This window comes from Pseudomonas taeanensis MS-3 (assembly GCF_000498575.2).
GTDB classification, from domain to species: domain Bacteria; phylum Pseudomonadota; class Gammaproteobacteria; order Pseudomonadales; family Pseudomonadaceae; genus Aquipseudomonas; species Aquipseudomonas taeanensis.
This window is the reverse complement of sequence record NZ_AWSQ01000009.1, coordinates 370,890-391,250: the sequence shown is the minus strand read 5'-3', so window position 1 is coordinate 391,250 and position 20,361 is coordinate 370,890. Positions and strand designations below refer to the sequence as shown.

The following is a 20,361-nucleotide window of genomic DNA, read 5'->3' as shown; positions in this document are numbered from 1 at the left end:
TGAGGAGTAGTTTCACACCATGATGCGCATTCTGTTGTTCCTGGCCACCAACCTGGCCGTCCTTATCATCGCCAGCATCACACTCAAGCTCCTGGGAGTAGACCGCTACACGGGCCAGAACTACGGCAGCCTGCTGATCTTCTGCGCCGTGTTCGGCTTTGCCGGCTCACTGATCTCGCTACTCATCTCCAAATGGATGGCGAAGATGAGCACCGGCACCGAGATCATCAGCCAGCCGCGCACCCGCCACGAACAGTGGTTGCTGCAGACCGTGGAAGAGCTGTCCCGCGAAGCCGGCATCAAGATGCCCGAAGTGGGCATCTTCCCGGCTTACGAGTCCAACGCCTTTGCCACCGGCTGGAACAAGAACGACGCGCTGGTCGCCGTGAGCCAAGGCCTGCTGGAGCGCTTCTCCCCCGACGAGGTGCGCGCCGTACTGGCCCACGAGATCGGCCACGTGGCCAATGGCGACATGGTCACCCTGGCGCTGATCCAGGGCGTGGTGAACACCTTCGTGATGTTCTTTGCGCGGATCTTCGGCAACTTCGTCGACAAGGTGATCCTGAAAAACGAAAGCGGGCACGGCATCGGCTATTTCGTCGCGACTATCTTCGCTGAACTGGTACTTGGCATCCTGGCCAGCATCATCGTCATGTGGTTCTCGCGTAAAAGGGAATTCAAGGCCGACGAAGCGGGCGCCCGCCTGGCCGGCACTAACGCCATGATCGGTGCGCTGCAGCGCTTGCGCGCCGAACAAGGGGTGCCAGTGCAGATGCCCGACAGCCTGACCGCGTTCGGCATCAACGGCGGCCTGAAGCATGGCCTGGCTGGCCTGCTGATGAGCCACCCGCCACTGGAGGAGCGCATCGAAGCGCTGCGTCAGCGCGGCTAAGCACGGCACGCACAAAAAGGGCGACCCTCGGGTCGCCCTTTTTTATAGTCAATCGCCAGCTCAGAGCCAGACCCGCGCTTGCTGCCGAAGCCAGCCAGACTTGCTGTAACGAACCTTAAGCGCGCACCCCTGTCGGACTTTAGGAAGGTCGAGAACCTCAAGGACTGAGCGAGCCTCGGCACTGTTCCGAGCACGACGACAACGGGAGACGATGACATGAGCTACAACTGGGATCTGATCGAACGTTTACTGCATGAAGTGCAGAACTCGGCCGGCAAGCGCTTCGCCCCGCGCACTTACGCCGAGGAACTGGCTGCAGAACTGAAACAAGCCGGCCAGCCCATCGACAACCTGGACGCACTGAAGGCGCAGGCGACAGAATATGAGTCACTGCTGCTCAAGGCGGGCTTTATTGCCGCACGCCCTGAAAGCGAGGGTGGTAATGGCGAGAACTTCGTATTGACCGATCGCGGATTACAGCTGCTTAGCATGATCGACAGCAGTTTCCCCGGCGACGAACATCCACGTGAAGTGCTCGACAAACAAGGACTGGCCGCACTGACGCCAGAGGTCTTCGACAAAGTTTGCAGCGAAGCGACCCTGACCTAGCCCAATCCTTTAGCAGCATGATCGCGGCATAACTACCCCACCTGGGGCCTGATTACCCCAGGCGGGCCATGCAGGCGCAGTCTTCTGGATACGCGCTGCCCACTAAGTACGGATCAGTCGATAAGCCCGCTCATCCAAGCGCGTCAGTCCTCGCTGCCGAAACTTCACGTTTTCACCCAGCACATCCCGCGCCTCCACTAACCTCATCTGCCAACCACTCTGGAACAGTCCCCGCACCTCATCCTCATCCAGCGCAAAGGGCGGCCCCTGCATCTCTGCTTGCGGGTAATCCAGAGTCACCAGCAGTCCCTGGCAACCAGGCGCGAGAAGCTCACGCAGGTGCTCCACATAACGCGCACGCATCTCGGCGGGCAAGGCGATCAGAGCGGCGCGGTCATACAACGCCTGGCAATCGCCCAACTGCCGCGCAGTCAAGGCAAAGAAGTCACCGCAATAGATCTCCAGCGAGCCGGCGCGATAGACCTTGAACGCCCCCTCCTGACTGATCTGCGCCTGCAATTCATGCATAGCGAAGAAATCCTCTACTGCCTTCTGCGCCAACTCGACACCCACAACCCGACAGCTCTGCGCCGCCAGCCAGGCCAGGTCCAGGCTTTTCCCACACAGCGGCACCAACACACGTGCACCACCAGGCATCGCCAGATCAGGCCAGTAGCGTTGCAGGTAGGGATTGACCTCGTTCGCATGAAAACCGATTTCGTTACGCGCCCAACGCGCCTGCCAGAAGTCCTCGTGCATGCTGCCCCCCTAAATTCTTAACTGAGCAATCCTGACCCAAACTGCGCGCGAGGCCAACCCACTCTACTCCCGGGGCTAGTTGAAACTGAGCATTCAGACGCCGATCAGACCCTCGCGGCAAGGCGCGAATAACGCCCCAAGCCGGCGCCTGCCAAAGCATCTATTAAGCCGATGAAAAAGTCCGATTATTCCCGTTTGATTCCCCCGAATGACCGATAGAAGATCGTCCTCATTGATAAGGAGTACGCCATGCTACCTAGCCTGTTCATCTCTCACGGCTCCCCGATGCTGGCCCTGGACCCCGGCGCCAGCGGACCAGCCTTGGCTCGCCTCGCAGCAGAACTGCCGACACCCCGCGCAATCCTGGTGGTATCCGCACACTGGGAGAGCCCGGAGCTGTATGTCACCAGTTCAGCCCGACCTGAGACCTGGCACGACTTTCATGGTTTCCCAGACGAGCTCTATACCCTGCACTACCCCGCCCCAGGCCATCCGCAACTGGCGCAAGAGGTCGTCGAACACCTAAAGGTTGTCGGACTGCACGCCCAACTCGACCCTCAGCGTCCGCTGGATCACGGCGCCTGGGTACCGCTGTCGTTGATGTACCCGCAGGCCGAGATTCCCGTCGTGCAACTGTCCTTGCCCAGCCGCCAAGGCCCTGCATTACAGACCCAGATCGGCCTTGCCTTGGCCGGGCTGCGTGAAGATGGCGTGCTGCTGATCGGCTCCGGCAGCATCACCCACAACCTGGGCGAGCTGGACTGGCACGCCGGCCCGGAGGTAATTACCCCCTGGGCTCAAGCTTTCCGTGACTGGATGGTGACAACCCTGGAGCGCGACGATGAGACCGCATTGCATGACTATCGCCGACAGGCTCCGGCTGCCGCGCGCAATCATCCAAGTGACGAGCACCTGCTGCCGCTGTTCTTCGCCCGTGGCGCCGGCGGCACCTTCAAGGTCGAACACAGCGGCTTCACTCTCGGCGCACTGGGCATGGATATCTACAGCTTCGCTTAAAGCACTGCCAGCGCGCCTTCCGGGCCAAACAACAGCCATGAAAAAGCCCCGCACTTGGCGGGGCTTTTTCATGAAACGCTGATCAATCTTCGCGATAGCGACGCAGCTTCAACGGCTTACCGCCAACGCGGGTGTCTTTCAACTTGGTCAACAGACGCTCCAGGCCATCTTCCGGCAACTCAACCAGACTGAAGCTTTCGCGCACCTGAATGCGGCCGATCGCTTCGCGAGCCAGACCACCTTCGTTAAGAATGGCACCCAGCAGGTTCTTCGCCGCAATACCATCACGCGCACCCAGTGCGGTACGGCAACGGGCACGACCCTCAGCCAACGGCACGGGTGCGCGACGCTCACGACTGTCGCCACGGTCGGAGCGCTCGGAACGTTCGCTGCGTTCACGCGGTGCATTGTTCGGCACCAACGGCTGCTCGCGCTCGACTTCAGCCAGGGTCAAGGCCTGACCCTTGGTGGCCAGGCGCAGCAACGCGGAAGCCAGGGCACGCGGGCTGCAACCGATATCGGCAGTCAGACGATCCAACAGCTCACCATGAGTGGCTTCAGCATCAGCCACCAGCGGCGTCAGGCTGGTGGTAAGCTTCTTGATCCGCGCATCCAGCACTTGCTGGCCGTTTGGCAATTTGACTTCGCCAACCTTCTGCCCGGTCACACGCTCGATCACCTGCAACATACGACGCTCACGTGGCGTCACCAACAGCAGCGCGCGCCCGGTACGACCAGCACGCCCGGTACGACCGATGCGGTGTACATAGGATTCTGGATCGTAGGGCATGTCCACGTTCATCACGTGGGTGATACGCGGTACGTCAAGACCGCGAGCGGCAACGTCGGTAGCAATGACGATGTCCAGGCGGCCATCTTTCAGCGACTCGATCACCCGCTCACGCTGGTTCTGAGCGATATCGCCATTCAGCGCTGCGACCTTGTAGCCCTTGGCCTCCAGGGTGGCGGCCAGGTCCAGAGTGGCTTGTTTGGTGCGCACAAAACCGATCAGCGCATCAAATTCCTCAACTTCCAGCAGACGCAGCACCGCGGCGTGCTTCTGGTCAGCATGGACCATCAGGTGAGCCTGCTCGATGGCAGTCACAGTCTGGGTCTTGGAAGCGATCTTGATGTGCTGCGGATTGCGCAGGTGCTTTTCGGCAATGGAGCGAATCGAGTGCGGCAGGGTCGCAGAGAACAGCACGCTCTGACGACTTTCCGGCATGGCCTCGAAGATCACTTCGAGGTCGTCCATGAAGCCCAGCTTGAGCATCTCGTCGGCCTCATCGAGCACCAGGTACTGAATGGTCGACAATACTTTCTCGTCGCGACGCAGGTGGTCGACCAGACGGCCCGGAGTGGCGACGATCACTTGCGCGCCCTGACGGATAGCCTTCAACTGTGGACCCATGGGGGCGCCACCGTACACCGCAACCACATTCAGGCCGGGCATCTGCTTGGAATAGGTTTCGAACGCGGTCGCCACTTGCAGGGCCAGCTCGCGAGTTGGCGCCAGGATCAAAGCCTGCGGCTCGCGCTTGCTCGAATCGATTTTCGACAGCAATGGTAGAGCGAAGGCCGCGGTCTTGCCGGTGCCGGTTTGCGCCTGACCGATCATGTCCTGGCCGGCGAGAATCACCGGAATAGCCTGGGCCTGAATGGGCGACGGCTCTTCGTAACCGACGGCAGTCAGTGCGGAGAGAACGTTGGGGTGAAGTCCGAGCGCGGCGAAGCCGCCGATTTCCTGGGTCATGGGTCTGCCTCAAGTGCATCCGCAAAGACCCATGTTCCAAAGCTGCGCATGCCGTGTAAGACCCTAAAGTCACCCTGGCAGCCCTGTCGGCGGGGATTTGCGAAAACGTAGTGAAAAATAAATCGTCAAGGATAGCCCGCTAGGCGGACTGGCTGCCGAAGATAGCCTTCGAGCGAATTGCACAACCTGAACGTGGCCAAGAATTGACCGGCGCGCACTATACCGGAAAACCTGACTCGTGTGCTAATTTTTGCCATCACTTAACGTGCGTACAGCTAAACGGTCACTCTTTACTGGCATATCCAGCCCATGCCAGCGACCTTGGACAAGCCCGAGCAAGGCGGCTATACCCCAGTTACCTGTTCTTTGCCCAAGGAATTTGTGCCATGCCCCAGAGAACCAGCCACCGTGTCAGCTGTGAAAAGCGCGGCCATATCATGCGAATCGGCCTGGATCGTGCAGCCAAGCGCAATGCCTTCGACCTGGACATGCTCAATGACCTGTGCCTGGCATATGGTGAATACGAGCAAGACAGCGAGGCCCGCGTGGCGTTGGTCTTCGCCCACGGCGAGCATTTCACCGCGGGCCTGGACCTGGCCAATGTCGCCGCCCAGTTTGCCGCCGGCTGGCAGATACCCACCGGCGGCTGCGACCCCTGGGGCGTATTCGGCGGGCCGCGGGTAAGCAAGCCGGTCATAGTCGCGGCCCAAGGTTACTGCTACACCATCGGCATCGAATTGATGCTCGCCTCGGACATCAACCTGTGCGCCAGCAATACCCGCTTTGCGCAGATGGAGGTGCAGCGCGGCATCTTCCCATTCGGCGGCGCCACCCTGCGCATGCACCGCAGCGCCGGCTGGGGCAACGTCATGCGCTGGCTGTTGACCGGCGATGAATTCGATGCTCATGAGGCTTATCGCCTGGGCCTGGTTCAGGAAGTGCTGGCCAGCGAAGAGCTGATGCCGCGCGCGTTATGGCTGGCCGAACGCATCGCCGACCAGGCTCCGCTCGGCGTGCAGGCGACCCTGGCCTCGGCGCGCCAGGCTGTGCATGAGGGGGAAGCCGCCGCCGCGCAGCATCTGCACACGACCATTACCCGCCTGATGGCCAGCGAGGATGCCCAGGAAGGCGTGCGCGCCATGCTCGAACGCCGGCCAGGTGACTTCAAGGGGCGTTGATCCAGGGTTTAACCGCGCGCCTACAGTCAGCTGGCTGGGCGTAGAACTTCGAGCAATGGCTGCAAGGAGTAGCCCAGGCGCGTGGCCAAGGCCTCAGCACGGCGCTGCAAGCCGGGCAGATCGAGTTGCTGGTCCAGATCGGCGGGCACCAGCAGGATGACGTTGCCCTCTTTCACCGGACACTCCCAATAATGTCGATGGTAGAGGCCGCGCAGCAAAGGTGCGCCGAGCGGCTTACCGTCGTTACCGGCCCACTGGTTGATAATTAGCCAACCACCCGGGTTGAGGCGTTTCTGGCAATCCTCGAGAAAACGCCAGGCCAGGTGACCGACACCCGGACCATGATCGGTGTACAGGTCGACGAAGATCAGATCCGCGGTTTCTGCGGTTTCCAGCAGCTCCAGGGCGTCGCCGATGCGGATGGTCAGTCGCGGGTCGTCGTCCAGCCCGAGGTACTGCATGGCCAGGCGTGGCACTTCCGGGCGCAACTCGATGGTTTCGACGTCGTCCAAGGGCAGGAACTTGAGGCAGGCCTGGGTCAGGTTGCCGGCACCAAGGCCCAAAAACAGTGCACTTTCCGGCGCCGCATGACTGAGCGCGCCGAGCAGCATGGCGCGGGTGTAGTCGTACTCCAGCCAGCTCGGGTCGGCGGTAAATACGCAACTCTGCTCGATCGCATCGCCAAATTCGAGGAAGCGGTAGTCACCGACCTCCACCACCCGAATCACGCCAAATGCGTCCTGCACTTCGGCGAGCAAGACTTCCTCTTTCATCTCATCCACCGGGGGTAAACCTGGCATCCACCTCATCTCCACCATGACCGCCCCGACCAAGCCATGCCGGGAAAAACGCCAATTGTCATGGAAGCGCACTACCTGGGTCACGCGCTAATTCCGACCGGCCCGCCCCATGGCGGCGACCGCAGCATTTAGTCCCCTACAGCACGGTCCATGCAACGGCTCTATCACGGCTATCGGCTTGAAGCCGCAGGCTGATCGGTTACCATGCCAGTCTGCCTAACCGCCATAAGCCGAGAATCTTGATGTCGCAACCCTGGAGCCCCGAAAGCTGGAGAGCCAAACCGATCCAGCAACAGCCGCAGTACCCTGACGCTACCCACCTGGCAAACGTCGAGCAGACCCTCGCCGGCTACCCGCCGCTGGTGTTTGCCGGCGAAGCCCGTGAACTGCGTCGACAGTTTGCCGAGGTGACTCAGGGGCGCGCCTTTCTGTTGCAAGGCGGCGACTGCGCCGAGAGCTTCGTCGAGTTCAGCGCCGCGAAAATCCGCGACACTTTCAAGGTGCTGCTGCAGATGGCCATCGTAATGACCTTCGCCGCCGGCTGTCCGGTGGTGAAAGTCGGGCGCATGGCCGGGCAGTTCGCCAAGCCGCGCTCGGCCAATGATGAAACCATCGGCGACACCACCCTGCCGGCCTACCGCGGCGACATAGTCAACGGCATCGGCTTCGACGAAAAAAGCCGCGTGCCTGATCCGGAGCGCCTGCTGCAGGCCTACCACCAGGCGACTGCGACCCTGAACCTGCTGCGCGCCTTCGCCCAGGGCGGCTTTGCCGACTTGCACCAGGTGCATCAATGGAACCTGGATTTCATCGCCAACTCGGCGCTGGCGGAAAAGTACAGCCATTTGGCTGACCGCATCGACGAGACCCTGTCGTTCATGCGCGCCTGCGGCATGGACAGCTCGGCGCAAGTGCGCGAAACCAACTTTTTCACCGCCCATGAGGCGCTACTGCTGAACTACGAAGAAGCCTTCGTGCGCAAGGACAGCCTCACCGGCGGTTTCTACGATTGCTCCGCGCACATGCTGTGGATCGGCGATCGCACCCGCCAGCTGGACGGTGCCCACGTCGAGTTCCTGCGCGGCGTCGGCAACCCGATCGGGGTGAAAGTCGGCCCGAGTATGGACAGCGAGGAGCTGATCCGCCTGATCGATATCCTCAACCCGGACAATGACCCGGGTCGCCTCAACCTGATCGTGCGCATGGGCGCCGACAAGGTCGAAGCAGGCCTGCCGCGACTGATCCAGACTGTGCAACGCGAAGGCCGCCAGGTGCTGTGGAGCTCGGACCCGATGCACGGCAACACCATCAAGGCCAGCAGCGGTTACAAGACCCGCGACTTCGCGCAGATCCTTGCCGAGGTGAAGCAGTTCTTCGCCGTGCACCAGGCCGAAGGCAGCTACGCCGGCGGCATCCATATCGAAATGACCGGACAGAACGTCACCGAGTGCATCGGCGGTGCACGGCCGATCACCGAAGATAGCCTGTCGGATCGCTACCACACCCACTGCGACCCGCGGATGAATGCCGACCAGTCGCTGGAACTGGCCTTCCTGATCGCCGAAACCCTCAAGCAGGTGCGGCGCTAGAACCAGGCGCGCCGGGCAGACTGGTCTTGTTTACGACTCGCTGCCCTGGCGTACCGGCCTCCCCCATATAGTTTCGCCCTATGCCTGTACGCAGCGCCTGACAGCGATGCACGTCAGGCGTATGGTGAAATCTAAATCATTCAAGGGGGTAGTGATGACTTGGTATATCTGGCTCCTGATCATTCTCGTACTGGGCTCAATAGTCGGCGGACTGATGATGCTGCTACGCACCGCCAAACCCCTGCCACTAAGCGAAGAACAGCTGAAAAAAGTCCGTGAACGCAAAGTCGAGATGGAAGCCCAAGACGCTAAGGACGCTCGCGAGCGCTAGCCTGCTGGTTAGCTTGGTGACGGGCTGCACACAGTTGAAGCCCGTGCCAGTCGACGCCTGCGTGGCACTATTCAGTGACATGCAGTCCGCCACCGAGACTCACAGGGACGCCCAGTACCATCCCCTGCAAGGTTTTCCCGGCCTGCGCAGCGATAGAATTCTGGCGACCCTCGGACCCAGCCTGCACAGCCCGGAGCAGCGGCGTTTGTGGCTGCAACGTCTGGCCGAGCACGATGCCGAAGCCAGCCGGATCGAAATCGCCCAGTTGGCGCCCAGGCCACAGCAGCTCTGGCTCAGCGCCCCTCGGCAGACCGCCCTCAAGCAGTGCCGCCAAACGCAGATCGAGCGCCTGACCGATGATCCTGCGGCTTTCGCCCGCGCAGTCGACGCCGCGCAAATGCCCGATGACTACCGCGACGGCGCCCGCACATTTGGCCTCTACCCCCTGTTCAAGCCCCTCTACCGCAGTCTTATTGCCGCTTGGCAGCGCGCTGCCGCCGATGTCATAGCGCCCAAGGACACCCCCCACTGGCTGGGCTATCAGCCGGTGCCAACAACCCCAGTCGCGCAACAGCCTATAACGCTGCACGAAGATGCATTGGGCTTGCCGCAGGCGGATGCAGAACAACTCGAGGCACTCTTCGCCCGCCACGCACCCTGGCTGAAGATCGAGCAGGCCAGCCGCAACGACCGCATCGGCAGCCCGCGCTACGACAATGTAGGCGCGCGTGACTTCAATCCACTGCAAACACGTCTCTACCAGCACACCAGCTGGAGCCAATTGAATGGTCGCTGGCACCTGCAGCTGATCTACCAATTCTGGTTCAGCCAGCGCCCCAAACCCCAGCCCCTGGATTTGTACGGCGGCGAGCTGGACGGCCTGCTCTGGCGGGTGACCCTCGACCGCAACGGCAATGCAGTGTTGTATGACAGCATCCACCCCTGCGGTTGCTGGCACGGCTTCTACTTGCCGGCCGACTCGGCGCTGCGCTTCCGCCAACCGGCTGGCGAAGAGCAGCGCCTGGCGCAACGCCTGACGCTCAACGGCGAGCAGGCACCGACGCTCTGGCTGAGCGCGGGCGAACATCGCCTGCAGTGGATCGATGGACGACGCTCGCCCTATCCCTCGGTGACCTATCAGCGCACGGCACTCAATGACCTGCGCCAACTGCCCCACCCGCAAGGGCAACGCAGTCTCTATGCCAGCGATGGCCTGGTGCCCGGCAGTGAGCGCCTGGAACGCTGGCTGCTGTGGCCTTCCGGGGTACGCTCCGCCGGCGCAATGCGCCAGTGGGGTCGGCATGCCACGGCCTTTATTGGCCGCGCCCACTTCGATGACCCGCAGTTACTGCAACGCTATTTCCAATAACCCCGAACGCCACACCGCAGCCAGAGAAACCCAGCCGCTGCACTGCGCGCCGCACAGGGAGGTGTCATGCCGCTGCCCACCATGCGTTTTCTACTACCGGCACTAGCCCTGGGAGCCGGGCTTGCTTCGGGATTCGTTCAACCTATTGGCCTGTTCATCGGAGCCACGTTTATCGCCCTGTTGCTAGTCGGCGAAAAATACCTGTCCAACGGTCTCTGGCTGGGCCTCAGCCTGCTCGCCTGCATTGCCCTCGCCGCGCATCTGCTGCCCGGCTTCAGCCCATGGCAACTGTGGCCGGCCCGCCAGATCAGCGTCGATGCGCCACCCTATGCCTTGCGTCTGTCGTGGGACAAACTGCTGCTTGGCTTGACCTTGCTAGCCTGGTGGCTGGGCCAAGATCGCTCACCGTTTAATCAGCTGCAGCCGCTTAAGCTAGGGGCTGCGATGCTACTGACGCTGATCGGCGTGCCATTGCTGGCCGTGCAACTGGGCGTGGTCGCCTGGCAACCGAAATGGCCGCCAGGCCTGTGGCTCTGGTTGGCGGTCAATCTGGGTGTCACGGTGCTGGCCGAAGAGCTGCTGTTTCGTGGACTGCTGCAACCCCGCCTGATCGCCTGGCTCGGTGCTTGGCCCGGGATAGCGCTGACGGCGCTACTATTCGGCGCCGTGCATGCGCCATTCAGTCCATTATTCGCCCTGGTCGCCGGAGTGGCCGGCCTGGGCTATGGCCTGACCTTTCACTACAGTGGCCGCCTGAGCCTGGCAGTAGTCCTGCATGCAACGGTCAATCTGCTGCATCTGCTGTTATTGAGCTATCCACTGCGCCTGACTTAACCACTATCTGATAGCGACCGAAGATGTCGGCCAACTGACCATTCTGCCGTAGCTGCTCCAACAATCCGGCGAACTGCTCGGCACTTATGGGTGAACCGGGACGTATCAACACATGGTGCAGATAGCGCTGGTCGACTCGTTCCGAGATCAGCAGCTGTCCACTGTATTGTCGATGCCGCCGGAGGAAATCGCCGATATACGAGCGAGTCACCAAGGCGATGTCCGCCCGTCCATGCAGCACCATCAGCAGGTTGCTGTCATGCGAATAGCTCAGGCTGGCATTGAAGGCCGTACGGAGAAACTCGGGTTCGGCGTTGAAGCCGGCGAAGGCGTAGTGATAACCGCTGAACAGCGCCAGGCGCTTGCCGCCCAGCGTGCTGAAGTAGTCTTGCTGGCGTCCTGGCCGAGCCCGGGCGACAAACACTTCCGAGTCTTCCAGGCCCATGTCGACGACGCTATGCGCGATGGGCTGCCAGCCCCAGGCTGGATTCTCGAAGATCGCCAGGTCGATGCGTCCCTGCTCGAAGTCACGGTAGCGGCGTGGAATCGAGGTCGGGTGGGTGACAAAGTGAAAATCAGCCTGCTGCCGATTCAGCGCATCGAGTAGCTGAGGCAATAGAGCGGCGCCCTGCGACTGTTCAGGCTTGAACACATAAGGCGGAAAATACACGCTACCGACACGCACCGTTTGCTCGGCAGCAAGCGGCCCCGCCAGCAACAGGCTCAACAACAATGGCCAAGCGCTCAATACTCTACGCATAGCTAACGACGCCCCCTCAGCATTTCCTTGCTGCATTAAAGCCGGCCTAAGTCAGGCAACCCGACCAACCAGCGCCGCTAGTCACCTGGCGAACCTGGCACCATCAAATGATAACGGTTGAGCAACGCATCCAGCTGCCCGTCGCGGTTGAGCGCCAGGAGTAAGCCAGCGAAGACTTCGGGCGTCAGGGACGACTCGGGGCTAAACAATGCATGGTGCTTATAAACTTGATCGACCCGCTGCGACACCAGCAGATCCGAGTTTCGCTCAGGGTAGCGATCCTGATAGATCTGCAAATAGGAGCGGGTAATCACCGCAATATCCGCCCGCCCACGCAAGAGCATGGTCAGATTGCTGTCATGTGAATAGGTGAGTACCGCATCAAATTCCTGGGTGAGGTACTGCTGATCGGCATTGAAGCCGGCAAATCCGTAGTGATAGCCACTGTAGAGTGCCAGTCGTTTGCCCTTGAGCTGCTCGAAATAACCTTCATCGCGCCCAGACTCGGCGCGCGCGACATAGACTTCGGCATCTTCGATGTGCAAATCGAGGGCGGTGTGTGGTGTGTCTTGCCAACCCCAACCGGGTGACTCGAATAACATCATGTCGAAACGACCGCTCTCCATATCTCGGTAGCGACGGGTCACCGAGGTCGGCACCAGCACGAACCGATAGTCGTCTTGTAGCCGATTCAATGCCGCCAACAGCTCCGGGAGCACCCCCCCAGGCTTGAGGCTTTCCGGTTTCACCGCATAAGGAGGGAAATGGTAAGCGCCGACCTGCACACGCTGCTCAGCCACTGCGGGAAGCCCCGCCAGCAGAGATAACGCAAACAGCAGTCCCTTGAATAACCGGCTCAAACGGCACACCTCATAGCGAACAAAACCGCAGTTTGCTCCCTGTATTGGCTGGGCGTACACATCCTTGTTGCGCGCATAGTATCAAAAGGCCACCTTAGCCTAGCTGATTATATTCAAACTTCCTTGAGCACCAGTGATAGCGCTTCTTCGGCCAGTTGATCCAGGCTCATCGGGCCCTCAGGGCGAAACCAGGTAGTGGTCCAGCTCAGCGCACCGGTAAGAAAGCGGCGCAGGATAAATGGATCGGCGTTGAAATAGCCCTCAGCCCTGGCCTCGTTGAGCACATCGAGCCACAGCTGCTCATAGCGATCACGCAGCTCAAGAATGAACGCCTGTCCCTCTGCCGAAAGTGAGCGCCACTCATAGACCAGCACGGCCATCGCCTCGCCAGTACCGCCCATGATTGATTGTAGCTCGCAGCGAATCAGTGCCAGTACCCGCTCTCGCAGACTGCTCGCCTCGGCCAGAGAGGCCTGCATCAACGCCGTGTTGTAGCGAATGGTCTGCTCCATTACCGAGCGCAGGATCTCATCCTTGCTCTTGAAGTGATGAAAGATGCTGCCCGACTGAATACCCACCGCACTGGCCAGATCGCGCACCGTGGTGCGCTCGTAACCCTTGCTACGAAATAGATGCGCCGCGGTCTGTAGCAGCTTGCCCCGGGCGCTGTCTGGGTCGGTGATCAAGCCACTGCTCACCAGCTCGTGCAACACCGCCTGTGCCTGTTGATCATCCACGCAGATCGTTCTCCCCTGTTTTTGTTATCTATGAGCAATCCGCAGATCACCGCACCTGAGCAGCAGCTCTGAAAGGTCCGGCAAGTGCTTGGCGTAATTGGTGAAATTTATGCTTCAGCAAGGCACCAAGCAAGCGCTTGGGCGCTATTTTGGCCAAATCACCCTCACTTCGCACTTTTCAACCAAGCGCTTGCTTGGTAGCCTCTGATTTATCTTCTCAGCGTGTTACGGACCCCTCCCATGACTAAAACCGTACGCATCGGCTGCGCCTCCGCTTTCTGGGGCGACACGTCCACCGCCCCCGCCCAACTGGTAAGAGGCTGCGAACTGGATTATCTGGTATTCGATTACCTGGCCGAGATCACCATGTCGATCATGGCCGGAGCCAGGATGAAGCAGTCCGAAGCCGGCTATGCCAGCGATTTTGTCGAGGTACTTGCGCCGCTGCTGCAGACCCTCGCGGCCAAGAACATCCGGGTGATCAGCAACGCCGGCGGGGTCAACCCGCAAGCTTGTGCCAGAGCACTGGCCACGGCCTGCAAACAGGCCGGAGTGGACCTGAAGATCGCCGTGTTGCATGGCGATGACCTGCGCCCCCAGCTCGGCGAGCTCAGCCAAGCCGGCACCCTGGAAATGTTCAGCGGCGCTCCGCTGCCGCCGATGTGCGTGTCGGTCAACGCCTACCTCGGCGCACCGGGCATCGTCGAGGCGCTGAAGCTCGGTGCCGACATTGTCATCACCGGCCGCGTGGTGGACAGCGCCGTGGTCAGTGCGGCACTGGTACACGAATTCGGCTGGGCTTGGGACGACTACGACAAGCTGGCCCAAGCCGCACTGGCCGGGCATATCATCGAATGTGGAGCGCAGTGCACCGGCGGTAACTTCACCGACTGGGAATCCGTGCCGGACTACGAACACATCGGCTTCCCGGTCGTCGAAGTAGTAGCCGACGGCAGCTTTGTAGTGACCAAACCGGAAGACTCCGGTGGCCTGGTTACACCTTTCTCCGTTGGCGAGCAGATGCTCTACGAGATAGGCGATCCGCGCGCCTACCTGCTGCCGGATGTGGTCTGCGACTTCACCCAGGTCCGCCTGGAACAGGTCGGCAGCAACCGTGTCGAGCTCAAGGGCGCTCGCGGTCTGCCACCAACCTCCAGTTATAAGGTCAGCGCGACTTACCCGGACGGCTTCCGCTGCACCGCCAGCTGCCTGATCGCCGGCATCGATGCGGTGAAAAAAGCCCAACGGGTTGGCCAGGCGATCATCAACAAGACCGAAGAAATCTTCGCCGAGCGCGGCTGGCCGCCTTATCAGGAAGTCAGCGTCGAACTGCTCGGCAGCGAGGCGACCTACGGGGCTCAACGCCAGCGCCAAGACACCCGCGAGGTGGTGATCAAAATCGCCGTGCGCCACGCCAAGAAGGAAGCGCTGATTCTGTTTTCCCGCGAGATCGCCCAGGCCGCCACCGGCATGGCGCCAGGCCTGACCGGCATAGTCGGCGGCCGACCTACGGTATACCCGGTGATCCGCCTGTTTTCCTTTCTGGTGGATAAAACGGCCTGCAGCCTGGAGGTTGAACTGAATGGCCTGCGCAAGCCGGTCGCCTTGCCATCCCTGGCAACATTCGCCGGCCCGCCTGAGGCCGCAGAACCGCCCCTGCCAGAGGGGCTATGCGCCACCCGCGTGCCACTGATCAAGCTGGCCGTGGCCCGCTCCGGCGACAAGGGCAACCACAGCAATATCGGGGTGATGGCGAGAAAGCCCGAGTATCTGGCGTGGATCGCCGCTGCATTGAGTGAGGTCGCCGTGGCCGAATGGCTGCAGCACGTTCTGGACCGAGAAACCGGCCAAGTCAGTCGCTGGTACCTGCCGGGCAGTCACAGCCTGAACTTCCTACTGGAAAACGCCCTGGGCGGCGGCGGTATCGCCAGCCTGCGCATCGACCCGCAAGGCAAGGCCTTCGCCCAGCAGCTACTGGAATTCCCGGTGCCAGTGCCCAGGGCACTGGCCGACAGTCTGTAGGAGCGAGCTTGCTCGCGATCAGCCACAACGCATGAAGCATCGCCAGCAAGCTGGCGCCTACCAGAACAAATGCAGGCGCAACGAGGAGCAGAACAACCATGGCATACGACTCCAACTTCAAACCCGGCCTGTTCGCAGGCCAGATCATCCTGGTCACCGGTGGCGGTAGCGGTATCGGTCGTTGCACCGCCCATGAATTGGCGGCCCTGGGCGCTCATGTGGTACTGGTCGGGCGCAAGCTGGAGAAATTGGAAAAGGCCTGCAGCGAAATCATCGAGGATGGCGGCCAAGCCAGTTTCCAGGTCTGCGACATTCGTGACGAGGACGCAGTAAAGGCCATGGTCGCGCAGGTTGTCGCCGAACATGGACCGATTCATCACCTGGTCAACAACGCCGGCGGTCAGTACCCCGCACCGCTCGCCTCGATCACCCAGAAAGGCTTCGAGACCGTGGTGCGCACCAACCTGGTCGGTGGCTTTCTGGTGGCCCGCGAAGTATTCAACCAGAGCATGAGCAAGACCGGCGGCAGCATCGTCAACATGCTCGCCGACATGTGGGGCGGCATGCCCGGCATGGGCCACTCCGGCGCGGCGCGCGCCGGCATGGAAAACCTCACCAAGACCGCCGCCGTCGAGTGGGGCCATGCCGGAGTACGGGTCAATGCGGTGGCTCCGGGCTGGATCGCTTCCAGCGGCATGGACACCTATGAAGGGGCGTTCAAGGCGGTGATCCCGACCCTGCGCGAGCATGTGCCGCTCAAGCGCATCGGCAGCGAATCGGAAGTCTCCGCCGCCATTGTCTTTTTGCTGTCGCCGGGCGCCGCATTTATCAGCGGCAACTGCATCCGCATCGACGGCGCCGCCAGCCAGGGCAGCCGGGCCTTCCCCCTGTTCAAGGCGACTCCTGGGCTGAGCAAGTCCTACAACGGCTTCCATCGGGCCTATCTGCCCGATGTGCTGAAAGAACAAGAGGAATAAGCGATGCCGGTGATCCAGTCCGAGATCGACGTACACAGCCCAGACTTCGCGAAGAATCGCCAAGCCATGCTGACCGCCGTGGCTAGCTTTCGCGAAGTCGAACAGCAGTGCCTGCACAAGGCCTGCGAGGCCAAGGCCAAGTTCGACAAGCGCGGCCAGTTGCTGCCGCGTGAACGCCTCAACCTGCTGCTCGACGCTGGCGCGCCCTTCCTCGAACTGTCCTCGCTGGCCGGCTACAAGCTGCACGACGACAAGGACGGCACCCAGGCCGGCGGCGGCATCATCTCCGGCATCGGCTACATCGCCGGGGTGCGTTGCCTGATCAATGCCAGCAACAGCGCGATCAAGGGCGGCACCATTTCACCCAGCGGCCTGAAGAAAACCCTGCGCCTGCAGCAGATCGCCTTCGACAACAAGCTGCCGGTGGTGACACTGGCCGAAAGCGGCGGCGCCAACCTCAACTACGCGGCGGAAATCTTCGTCGAAGGCGCACGTGGCTTTGCCAATCAGGCGCGCATGTCGGCCATGGGCCTGCCGCAGATCACCGTGGTGCATGGCTCCAGCACCGCCGGCGGGGCTTATCAGCCGGGGCTGTCGGACTACGTGGTGGTGGTGCGCGGCAAGGCCAAGATGTTTCTCGCCGGGCCACCGCTGCTCAAGGCCGCCACCGGCGAGGTCGCCACCGATGAACAACTGGGTGGCGCCGAGATGCACGCCCAGGTCGCCGGCACTGCCGAATACCTGGCGGAAAACGACGCCGACGGCGTGCGCATCGCCCGCGAGATAGTCGCCATGCTGCCGTGGAATGCCCAACTGCCGACACGGGTCAAGCCCGGCTACCGCGAGCCGTTATACCCGGCCGACGAACTGCTCGGCCTGGTGCCCGCCGACGCCAAGAAGCCCTACGACGTGCGCGAGATCATCGCGCGCATCGCCGACGGCTCCGAATTTCTCGACTTCAAGAACGAGTTCGACAACCAGACCATCTGCGGTCACCTGCGGATCGAAGGCCAGTCCTGCGGCTTTATCGGTAATAACGGCCCGATCACCCCGCAAGGGGCGGCGAAGGCCGCGCAATTCATCCAACTGTGCGACCAGAGCAACACGCCGATTTTGTTCTTCCACAACACCACCGGCTTCATGGTCGGCACCGAGTCGGAACAGCAAGGGGTGATCAAGCACGGCTCGAAGATGATCCAGGCGGTGGCCAATGCTCGCGTGGCCAAGCTGACCATAGTGGTCGGCGGTTCCTACGGCGCCGGCAACTACGCCATGTGCGGCCGCGGCCTCGACCCGCGCTTCATCTTCGCCTGGCCGAACAGCAAGACCGCGGTGATGGGCGGCGCCCAGGCCGGCAAGGTGTTGCGCATCGTCACCGAGGAGAAACACGCCAAGCAAGGCAAGCAGGCAGATCCGCAGATGCTCGACATGCTGGAGAACGTCACCGCGCAGAAGCTCGACAGCCAGTCCGGCGCGCTGTACGGCACCGCCAGCCTGTGGGACGACGGTCTGATCGACCCACGCGACACGCGCAAACTACTCGGTTACCTGCTGGATATCTGTGCCGAAGCAGACATGCGCCCGCTGAAAGCCAACAGCTTCGGCGTGGCAAGATTTTGATTTCTAAATCGTCGGCTGGGTAGAGCGAAGCGAAACCCAGCGCTGTGTAACCCACTGGGTTTCGGCATCAAAACGCCGCTACCCAGCCTACGTAAGATCGGGAGAATAAGAAGATGATCTTTACCCAGGAACACGAAGAACTGCGGCGTACCGTGCGCAACTTTGTCGACAAGGAAATCAACCCGCACGTCGATGAATGGGAGAAGGCCGGTCGCTTCCCGATCCACGACATCTTCAAGAAGGCCGGCGAGCTGGGTCTGCTGGGCATCTCAAAGCCGGAGCAGTTCGGCGGCATGGGCCTGGACTACAGCTACTCGATCGTCGCCGCCGAGGAATTCGGCACTATTCATTGCGGCGGCATCCCCATGTCGATCGGCGTGCAGACCGACATGTGCACCCCGGCGCTGGCGCGCTTCGGTTCCGACGAACTGCGCGATGAATTCCTGCGCCCGGCCATCAGCGGCGAGATGGTCGGCTGCATTGGCGTTTCCGAAGTGGGCGCCGGCTCCGACGTCGCCGGGCTGAAAACCCTGGCCAGGAAAGACGGCGACGACTATGTGATCAACGGCAGCAAGATGTGGATCACCAACTCGCCCTCCGCCGACTTCATGTGCCTGCTGGCCAACACCAGCGACGACAAGCCGCACGTCAACAAGTCGCTAATCGTGGTGCCGATGAACAGCCCGGGCATCAGCGTCAGCCCGCACCTGGACAAGCTCGGCATGCGCAGCTCGGAGACCGCCCAGGTATTCCTCGACAACGTCCGCGTGCCGCAACGCAACCGCATCGGCCACGAAGGCACCGGTTTCATGATGCAGATGCTGCAGTTCCAGGAAGAACGCCTGTTCGGCGCAGCCAACATGCTCAAGGGCCTGGAGCACTGCGTCGACGCCACCATCGAGTACTGCAAGGAGCGCAAGACCTTCGGCAGCGCGCTGATCGACAACCAGGTCATCCACTTCCGTATGGCCGAACTGGCCTGCGAGATCGAAGCCCTGCGCGCCCTGGTCTACCAGGCCACCGAGCTGTACGTGAACGGCAAGGACGTCACCAAGCTGGCCTCCATGGCCAAGCTCAAAGCCGGGCGCCTCGGTCGCGAAGTCACCGACAGCTGCCTGCAGTACTGGGGCGGCATGGGCTTCATGTGGGACAACACGGTGTCACGCGCTTACCGCGACACCCGCCTGGTGTCGATCGGCGGCGGCGCAGACGAAATCATGCTGGGCATCATCTGCAAGCTGATGGGAATCCTGCCCGGCAAGAAGAAAGGCTGAACCAGATCGTAGGAGCCAGCTTGCTGGCGATCGGCGGCACTGCGATCGCCAGCAAGCTGGCTCCTACAGAAAGCCAATAGCGAACCTGTCGAGTACTGCGCGATGCCCTCACTACCCACCTGCGACACCCTGCTGCTCAAACTGGAAACCGGCGTGTTGCACATCACCCTCAACCGACCGGACAGCCGCAATGCCATGAGCCTGGCCATGGTCGCCGAACTGCGCGCGGTGCTGGCCGCAGCTCGTGATGATCGCAGCCTGCGCGCCCTGGTTCTGCGCGGGGCCGGCGGACACTTCTGCGCCGGCGGCGACATCAAGGACATGGCCTCGGCGCGCAGCGCTGGCGCCGCGGCCTACCGCGAACTGAACCGCGCCTTCGGCAGCCTGCTGGAAGAAGCTCAATGCGTGCCGCAGGTGTTGATCGCCGTGCTGGAAGGCGCAGTGCTCGGCGGCGGCTTCGGCCTGGCCTGCGTGTCCGACATCGCCATCGCCGGCGCGGACGCCAAGTTCGGCCTGCCGGAAACCAGTCTCGGCGTTATTCCCGCACAAATCGCACCCTTCGTGGTCAAGCGCATCGGTCTGACCCAGACCCGGCGCCTGGCCCTGACCGCCGCACGCTTTAATGGTGCGGAGGCGGAGCGCCTGGGGCTGGTGCATTTCAGCGAAGCCGATGAGCACGCCATCGAGCGTCGACTGGACGAGACCCTGGAGCAGATCCGCCAATGCGCGCCCGGCGCCAATGCGGCCACCAAAGCGCTGTTGCTGGCCAGCGACAGCGAGCCGCTCGACGCCCTGCTCGACCAGGCGGCCGAACAGTTTGCTGCGGCAGTGACCGGCGACGAGGGCAGCGAAGGCACTCTGGCCTTCGTGCAAAAACGCGCACCTAACTGGGCCCAGTAACCAACACCCTGTGGGAGCGGCCTTGGCCGCGAAACAACAGCATCGCGGCCAAGGCCGCTCCCACATAAATCAACAGGAGC

The 20,361-nt window shown here is 61.8% G+C and carries 19 protein-coding genes; 13 read left to right on the top strand and 6 right to left on the bottom strand.

Translation table 11 applies throughout. The features are described 5' to 3' along the window. Positions 1-19 precede the first annotated feature (19 nt). Together htpX and TMS3_RS22035 are read left to right on the top strand one after the other, a co-directional pair. Positions 20-892 carry a protease HtpX gene (gene htpX, locus TMS3_RS22040; RefSeq protein ID WP_025167469.1) on the top strand — a complete coding sequence of 291 codons (873 nt, stop codon included), beginning with the start codon at positions 20-22 and terminating at the stop codon, positions 890-892. A 216-nt stretch (positions 893-1,108) separates the two neighbouring features. Next, positions 1,109-1,501, top strand: coding sequence for a hypothetical protein (locus tag TMS3_RS22035; RefSeq protein ID WP_025167468.1), 393 nt, complete (start codon positions 1,109-1,111; stop codon positions 1,499-1,501). Between the two features lie 102 nt (positions 1,502-1,603). Here TMS3_RS22035 and TMS3_RS22030 read toward each other — a convergent pair whose 3' ends face one another. Further along, on the bottom strand, positions 1,604-2,260 hold the full coding sequence (locus TMS3_RS22030) for a thiopurine S-methyltransferase (protein ID WP_025167467.1): 657 nt from the start codon (positions 2,258-2,260) through the stop codon (positions 1,604-1,606). A 249-nt stretch (positions 2,261-2,509) separates the two neighbouring features. On the opposite strand from TMS3_RS22030, the gene TMS3_RS22025 reads away from it, so the two are divergent. Further along, a complete protein-coding gene (locus TMS3_RS22025; protein WP_025167466.1) occupies positions 2,510-3,277 on the top strand; it encodes a DODA-type extradiol aromatic ring-opening family dioxygenase in 768 nt (255 codons plus the stop codon). Positions 3,278-3,359: 82 nt separating this feature from the next. Here the strand turns inward: TMS3_RS22025 and TMS3_RS22020 are convergent, their stop codons facing one another. Then, entirely contained in the window at positions 3,360-5,030 is a 1,671-nt protein-coding gene (locus TMS3_RS22020) for a DEAD/DEAH box helicase (protein WP_025167465.1), read from the bottom strand. A 386-nt stretch (positions 5,031-5,416) separates the two neighbouring features. Between TMS3_RS22020 and TMS3_RS22015 the strand changes: the two genes are divergently transcribed. Further along, entirely contained in the window at positions 5,417-6,208 is a 792-nt protein-coding gene (locus TMS3_RS22015) for a crotonase/enoyl-CoA hydratase family protein (RefSeq protein WP_025167464.1), read from the top strand. A 26-nt stretch (positions 6,209-6,234) separates the two neighbouring features. Here the strand turns inward: TMS3_RS22015 and TMS3_RS22010 are convergent, their stop codons facing one another. Continuing rightward, positions 6,235-7,008: a spermidine synthase gene (locus TMS3_RS22010; protein ID WP_407691634.1), complete on the bottom strand. Its 774-nt coding sequence runs from the start codon at positions 7,006-7,008 to the stop codon at positions 6,235-6,237. A 242-nt stretch (positions 7,009-7,250) separates the two neighbouring features. On the opposite strand from TMS3_RS22010, the gene TMS3_RS22005 reads away from it, so the two are divergent. The 4 genes from TMS3_RS22005 (at position 7,251) to TMS3_RS21995 (ending at position 11,131) form a co-directional block, all read left to right on the top strand. Continuing rightward, positions 7,251-8,597, top strand: coding sequence for a class II 3-deoxy-7-phosphoheptulonate synthase (locus TMS3_RS22005; protein ID WP_025167462.1), 1,347 nt, complete (start codon positions 7,251-7,253; stop codon positions 8,595-8,597). Positions 8,598-8,751: 154 nt separating this feature from the next. Next, the gene (locus TMS3_RS24815; RefSeq protein ID WP_083491820.1) at positions 8,752-8,928 is read left to right on the top strand and encodes a DUF2897 family protein; all 177 of its coding nucleotides are present in this window, start codon (positions 8,752-8,754) and stop codon (positions 8,926-8,928) included. 61 nt (positions 8,929-8,989) lie between these two features. Beyond that, positions 8,990-10,297: a hypothetical protein gene (locus TMS3_RS22000; RefSeq protein WP_152985549.1), complete on the top strand. Its 1,308-nt coding sequence runs from the start codon at positions 8,990-8,992 to the stop codon at positions 10,295-10,297. A 66-nt stretch (positions 10,298-10,363) separates the two neighbouring features. After that, complete coding sequence (locus TMS3_RS21995) at positions 10,364-11,131, top strand: CPBP family intramembrane glutamic endopeptidase (RefSeq protein ID WP_025167460.1); 768 nt, start codon at positions 10,364-10,366, stop codon at positions 11,129-11,131. Here TMS3_RS21995 and TMS3_RS21990 read toward each other — a convergent pair. From TMS3_RS21990 to TMS3_RS21980, 3 genes are all read right to left on the bottom strand, one after another. Further along, on the bottom strand, positions 11,082-11,891 hold the full coding sequence (locus tag TMS3_RS21990) for a substrate-binding periplasmic protein (RefSeq protein WP_029866561.1): 810 nt from the start codon (positions 11,889-11,891) through the stop codon (positions 11,082-11,084). The genes TMS3_RS21995 and TMS3_RS21990 overlap by 50 nt on opposite strands. 77 nt (positions 11,892-11,968) lie before the next feature. Then, entirely contained in the window at positions 11,969-12,751 is a 783-nt protein-coding gene (locus TMS3_RS21985; RefSeq protein WP_025167458.1) for a substrate-binding periplasmic protein, read from the bottom strand. Positions 12,752-12,864: 113 nt separating this feature from the next. Further along, on the bottom strand, positions 12,865-13,488 hold the full coding sequence (locus tag TMS3_RS21980) for a TetR/AcrR family transcriptional regulator (protein WP_043301988.1): 624 nt from the start codon (positions 13,486-13,488) through the stop codon (positions 12,865-12,867). 240 nt (positions 13,489-13,728) lie between these two features. On the opposite strand from TMS3_RS21980, the gene TMS3_RS21975 reads away from it, so the two are divergent. The 5 genes from TMS3_RS21975 (at position 13,729) to atuE (ending at position 20,281) form a co-directional block, all read left to right on the top strand. Beyond that, a complete protein-coding gene (locus TMS3_RS21975) occupies positions 13,729-15,510 on the top strand; it encodes an acyclic terpene utilization AtuA family protein (RefSeq protein WP_025167456.1) in 1,782 nt (593 codons plus the stop codon). 98 nt (positions 15,511-15,608) lie between these two features. Next, on the top strand, positions 15,609-16,487 hold the full coding sequence (locus TMS3_RS21970; protein WP_025167455.1) for an SDR family oxidoreductase: 879 nt from the start codon (positions 15,609-15,611) through the stop codon (positions 16,485-16,487). Positions 16,488-16,490: 3 nt separating this feature from the next. Further along, a complete protein-coding gene (atuC, locus tag TMS3_RS21965) occupies positions 16,491-18,107 on the top strand; it encodes a geranyl-CoA carboxylase subunit beta (protein ID WP_025167454.1) in 1,617 nt (538 codons plus the stop codon). Positions 18,108-18,220: 113 nt separating this feature from the next. Continuing rightward, positions 18,221-19,381, top strand: a complete 1,161-nt coding sequence (gene atuD / locus TMS3_RS21960) for a citronellyl-CoA dehydrogenase (protein ID WP_025167453.1) — start codon at positions 18,221-18,223, stop codon at positions 19,379-19,381. Between the two features lie 102 nt (positions 19,382-19,483). Beyond that, positions 19,484-20,281: an isohexenylglutaconyl-CoA hydratase gene (atuE, locus tag TMS3_RS21955; protein ID WP_025167452.1), complete on the top strand. Its 798-nt coding sequence runs from the start codon at positions 19,484-19,486 to the stop codon at positions 20,279-20,281. The last annotated feature ends 80 nt before the right edge of the window (positions 20,282-20,361 follow it).

Coding starts and splice junctions, on each gene's coding strand:
- htpX (WP_025167469.1), top strand. CDS start 20: ATGATGCGCATTCTGTTGTTCCTGGCCACCAACCTGGCCGTCCTTATC.
- TMS3_RS22035 (WP_025167468.1), top strand. CDS start 1,109: ATGAGCTACAACTGGGATCTGATCGAACGTTTACTGCATGAAGTGCAG.
- TMS3_RS22030 (WP_025167467.1), bottom strand. CDS start 2,260: ATGCACGAGGACTTCTGGCAGGCGCGTTGGGCGCGTAACGAAATCGGT.
- TMS3_RS22025 (WP_025167466.1), top strand. CDS start 2,510: ATGCTACCTAGCCTGTTCATCTCTCACGGCTCCCCGATGCTGGCCCTG.
- TMS3_RS22020 (WP_025167465.1), bottom strand. CDS start 5,030: ATGACCCAGGAAATCGGCGGCTTCGCCGCGCTCGGACTTCACCCCAAC.
- TMS3_RS22015 (WP_025167464.1), top strand. CDS start 5,417: ATGCCCCAGAGAACCAGCCACCGTGTCAGCTGTGAAAAGCGCGGCCAT.
- TMS3_RS22010 (WP_407691634.1), bottom strand. CDS start 7,008: ATGCCAGGTTTACCCCCGGTGGATGAGATGAAAGAGGAAGTCTTGCTC.
- TMS3_RS22005 (WP_025167462.1), top strand. CDS start 7,251: ATGTCGCAACCCTGGAGCCCCGAAAGCTGGAGAGCCAAACCGATCCAG.
- TMS3_RS24815 (WP_083491820.1), top strand. CDS start 8,752: ATGACTTGGTATATCTGGCTCCTGATCATTCTCGTACTGGGCTCAATA.
- TMS3_RS21995 (WP_025167460.1), top strand. CDS start 10,364: ATGCCGCTGCCCACCATGCGTTTTCTACTACCGGCACTAGCCCTGGGA.
- TMS3_RS21990 (WP_029866561.1), bottom strand. CDS start 11,891: ATGCGTAGAGTATTGAGCGCTTGGCCATTGTTGTTGAGCCTGTTGCTG.
- TMS3_RS21975 (WP_025167456.1), top strand. CDS start 13,729: ATGACTAAAACCGTACGCATCGGCTGCGCCTCCGCTTTCTGGGGCGAC.
- TMS3_RS21970 (WP_025167455.1), top strand. CDS start 15,609: ATGGCATACGACTCCAACTTCAAACCCGGCCTGTTCGCAGGCCAGATC.
- atuC (WP_025167454.1), top strand. CDS start 16,491: ATGCCGGTGATCCAGTCCGAGATCGACGTACACAGCCCAGACTTCGCG.
- atuD (WP_025167453.1), top strand. CDS start 18,221: ATGATCTTTACCCAGGAACACGAAGAACTGCGGCGTACCGTGCGCAAC.
- atuE (WP_025167452.1), top strand. CDS start 19,484: ATGCCCTCACTACCCACCTGCGACACCCTGCTGCTCAAACTGGAAACC.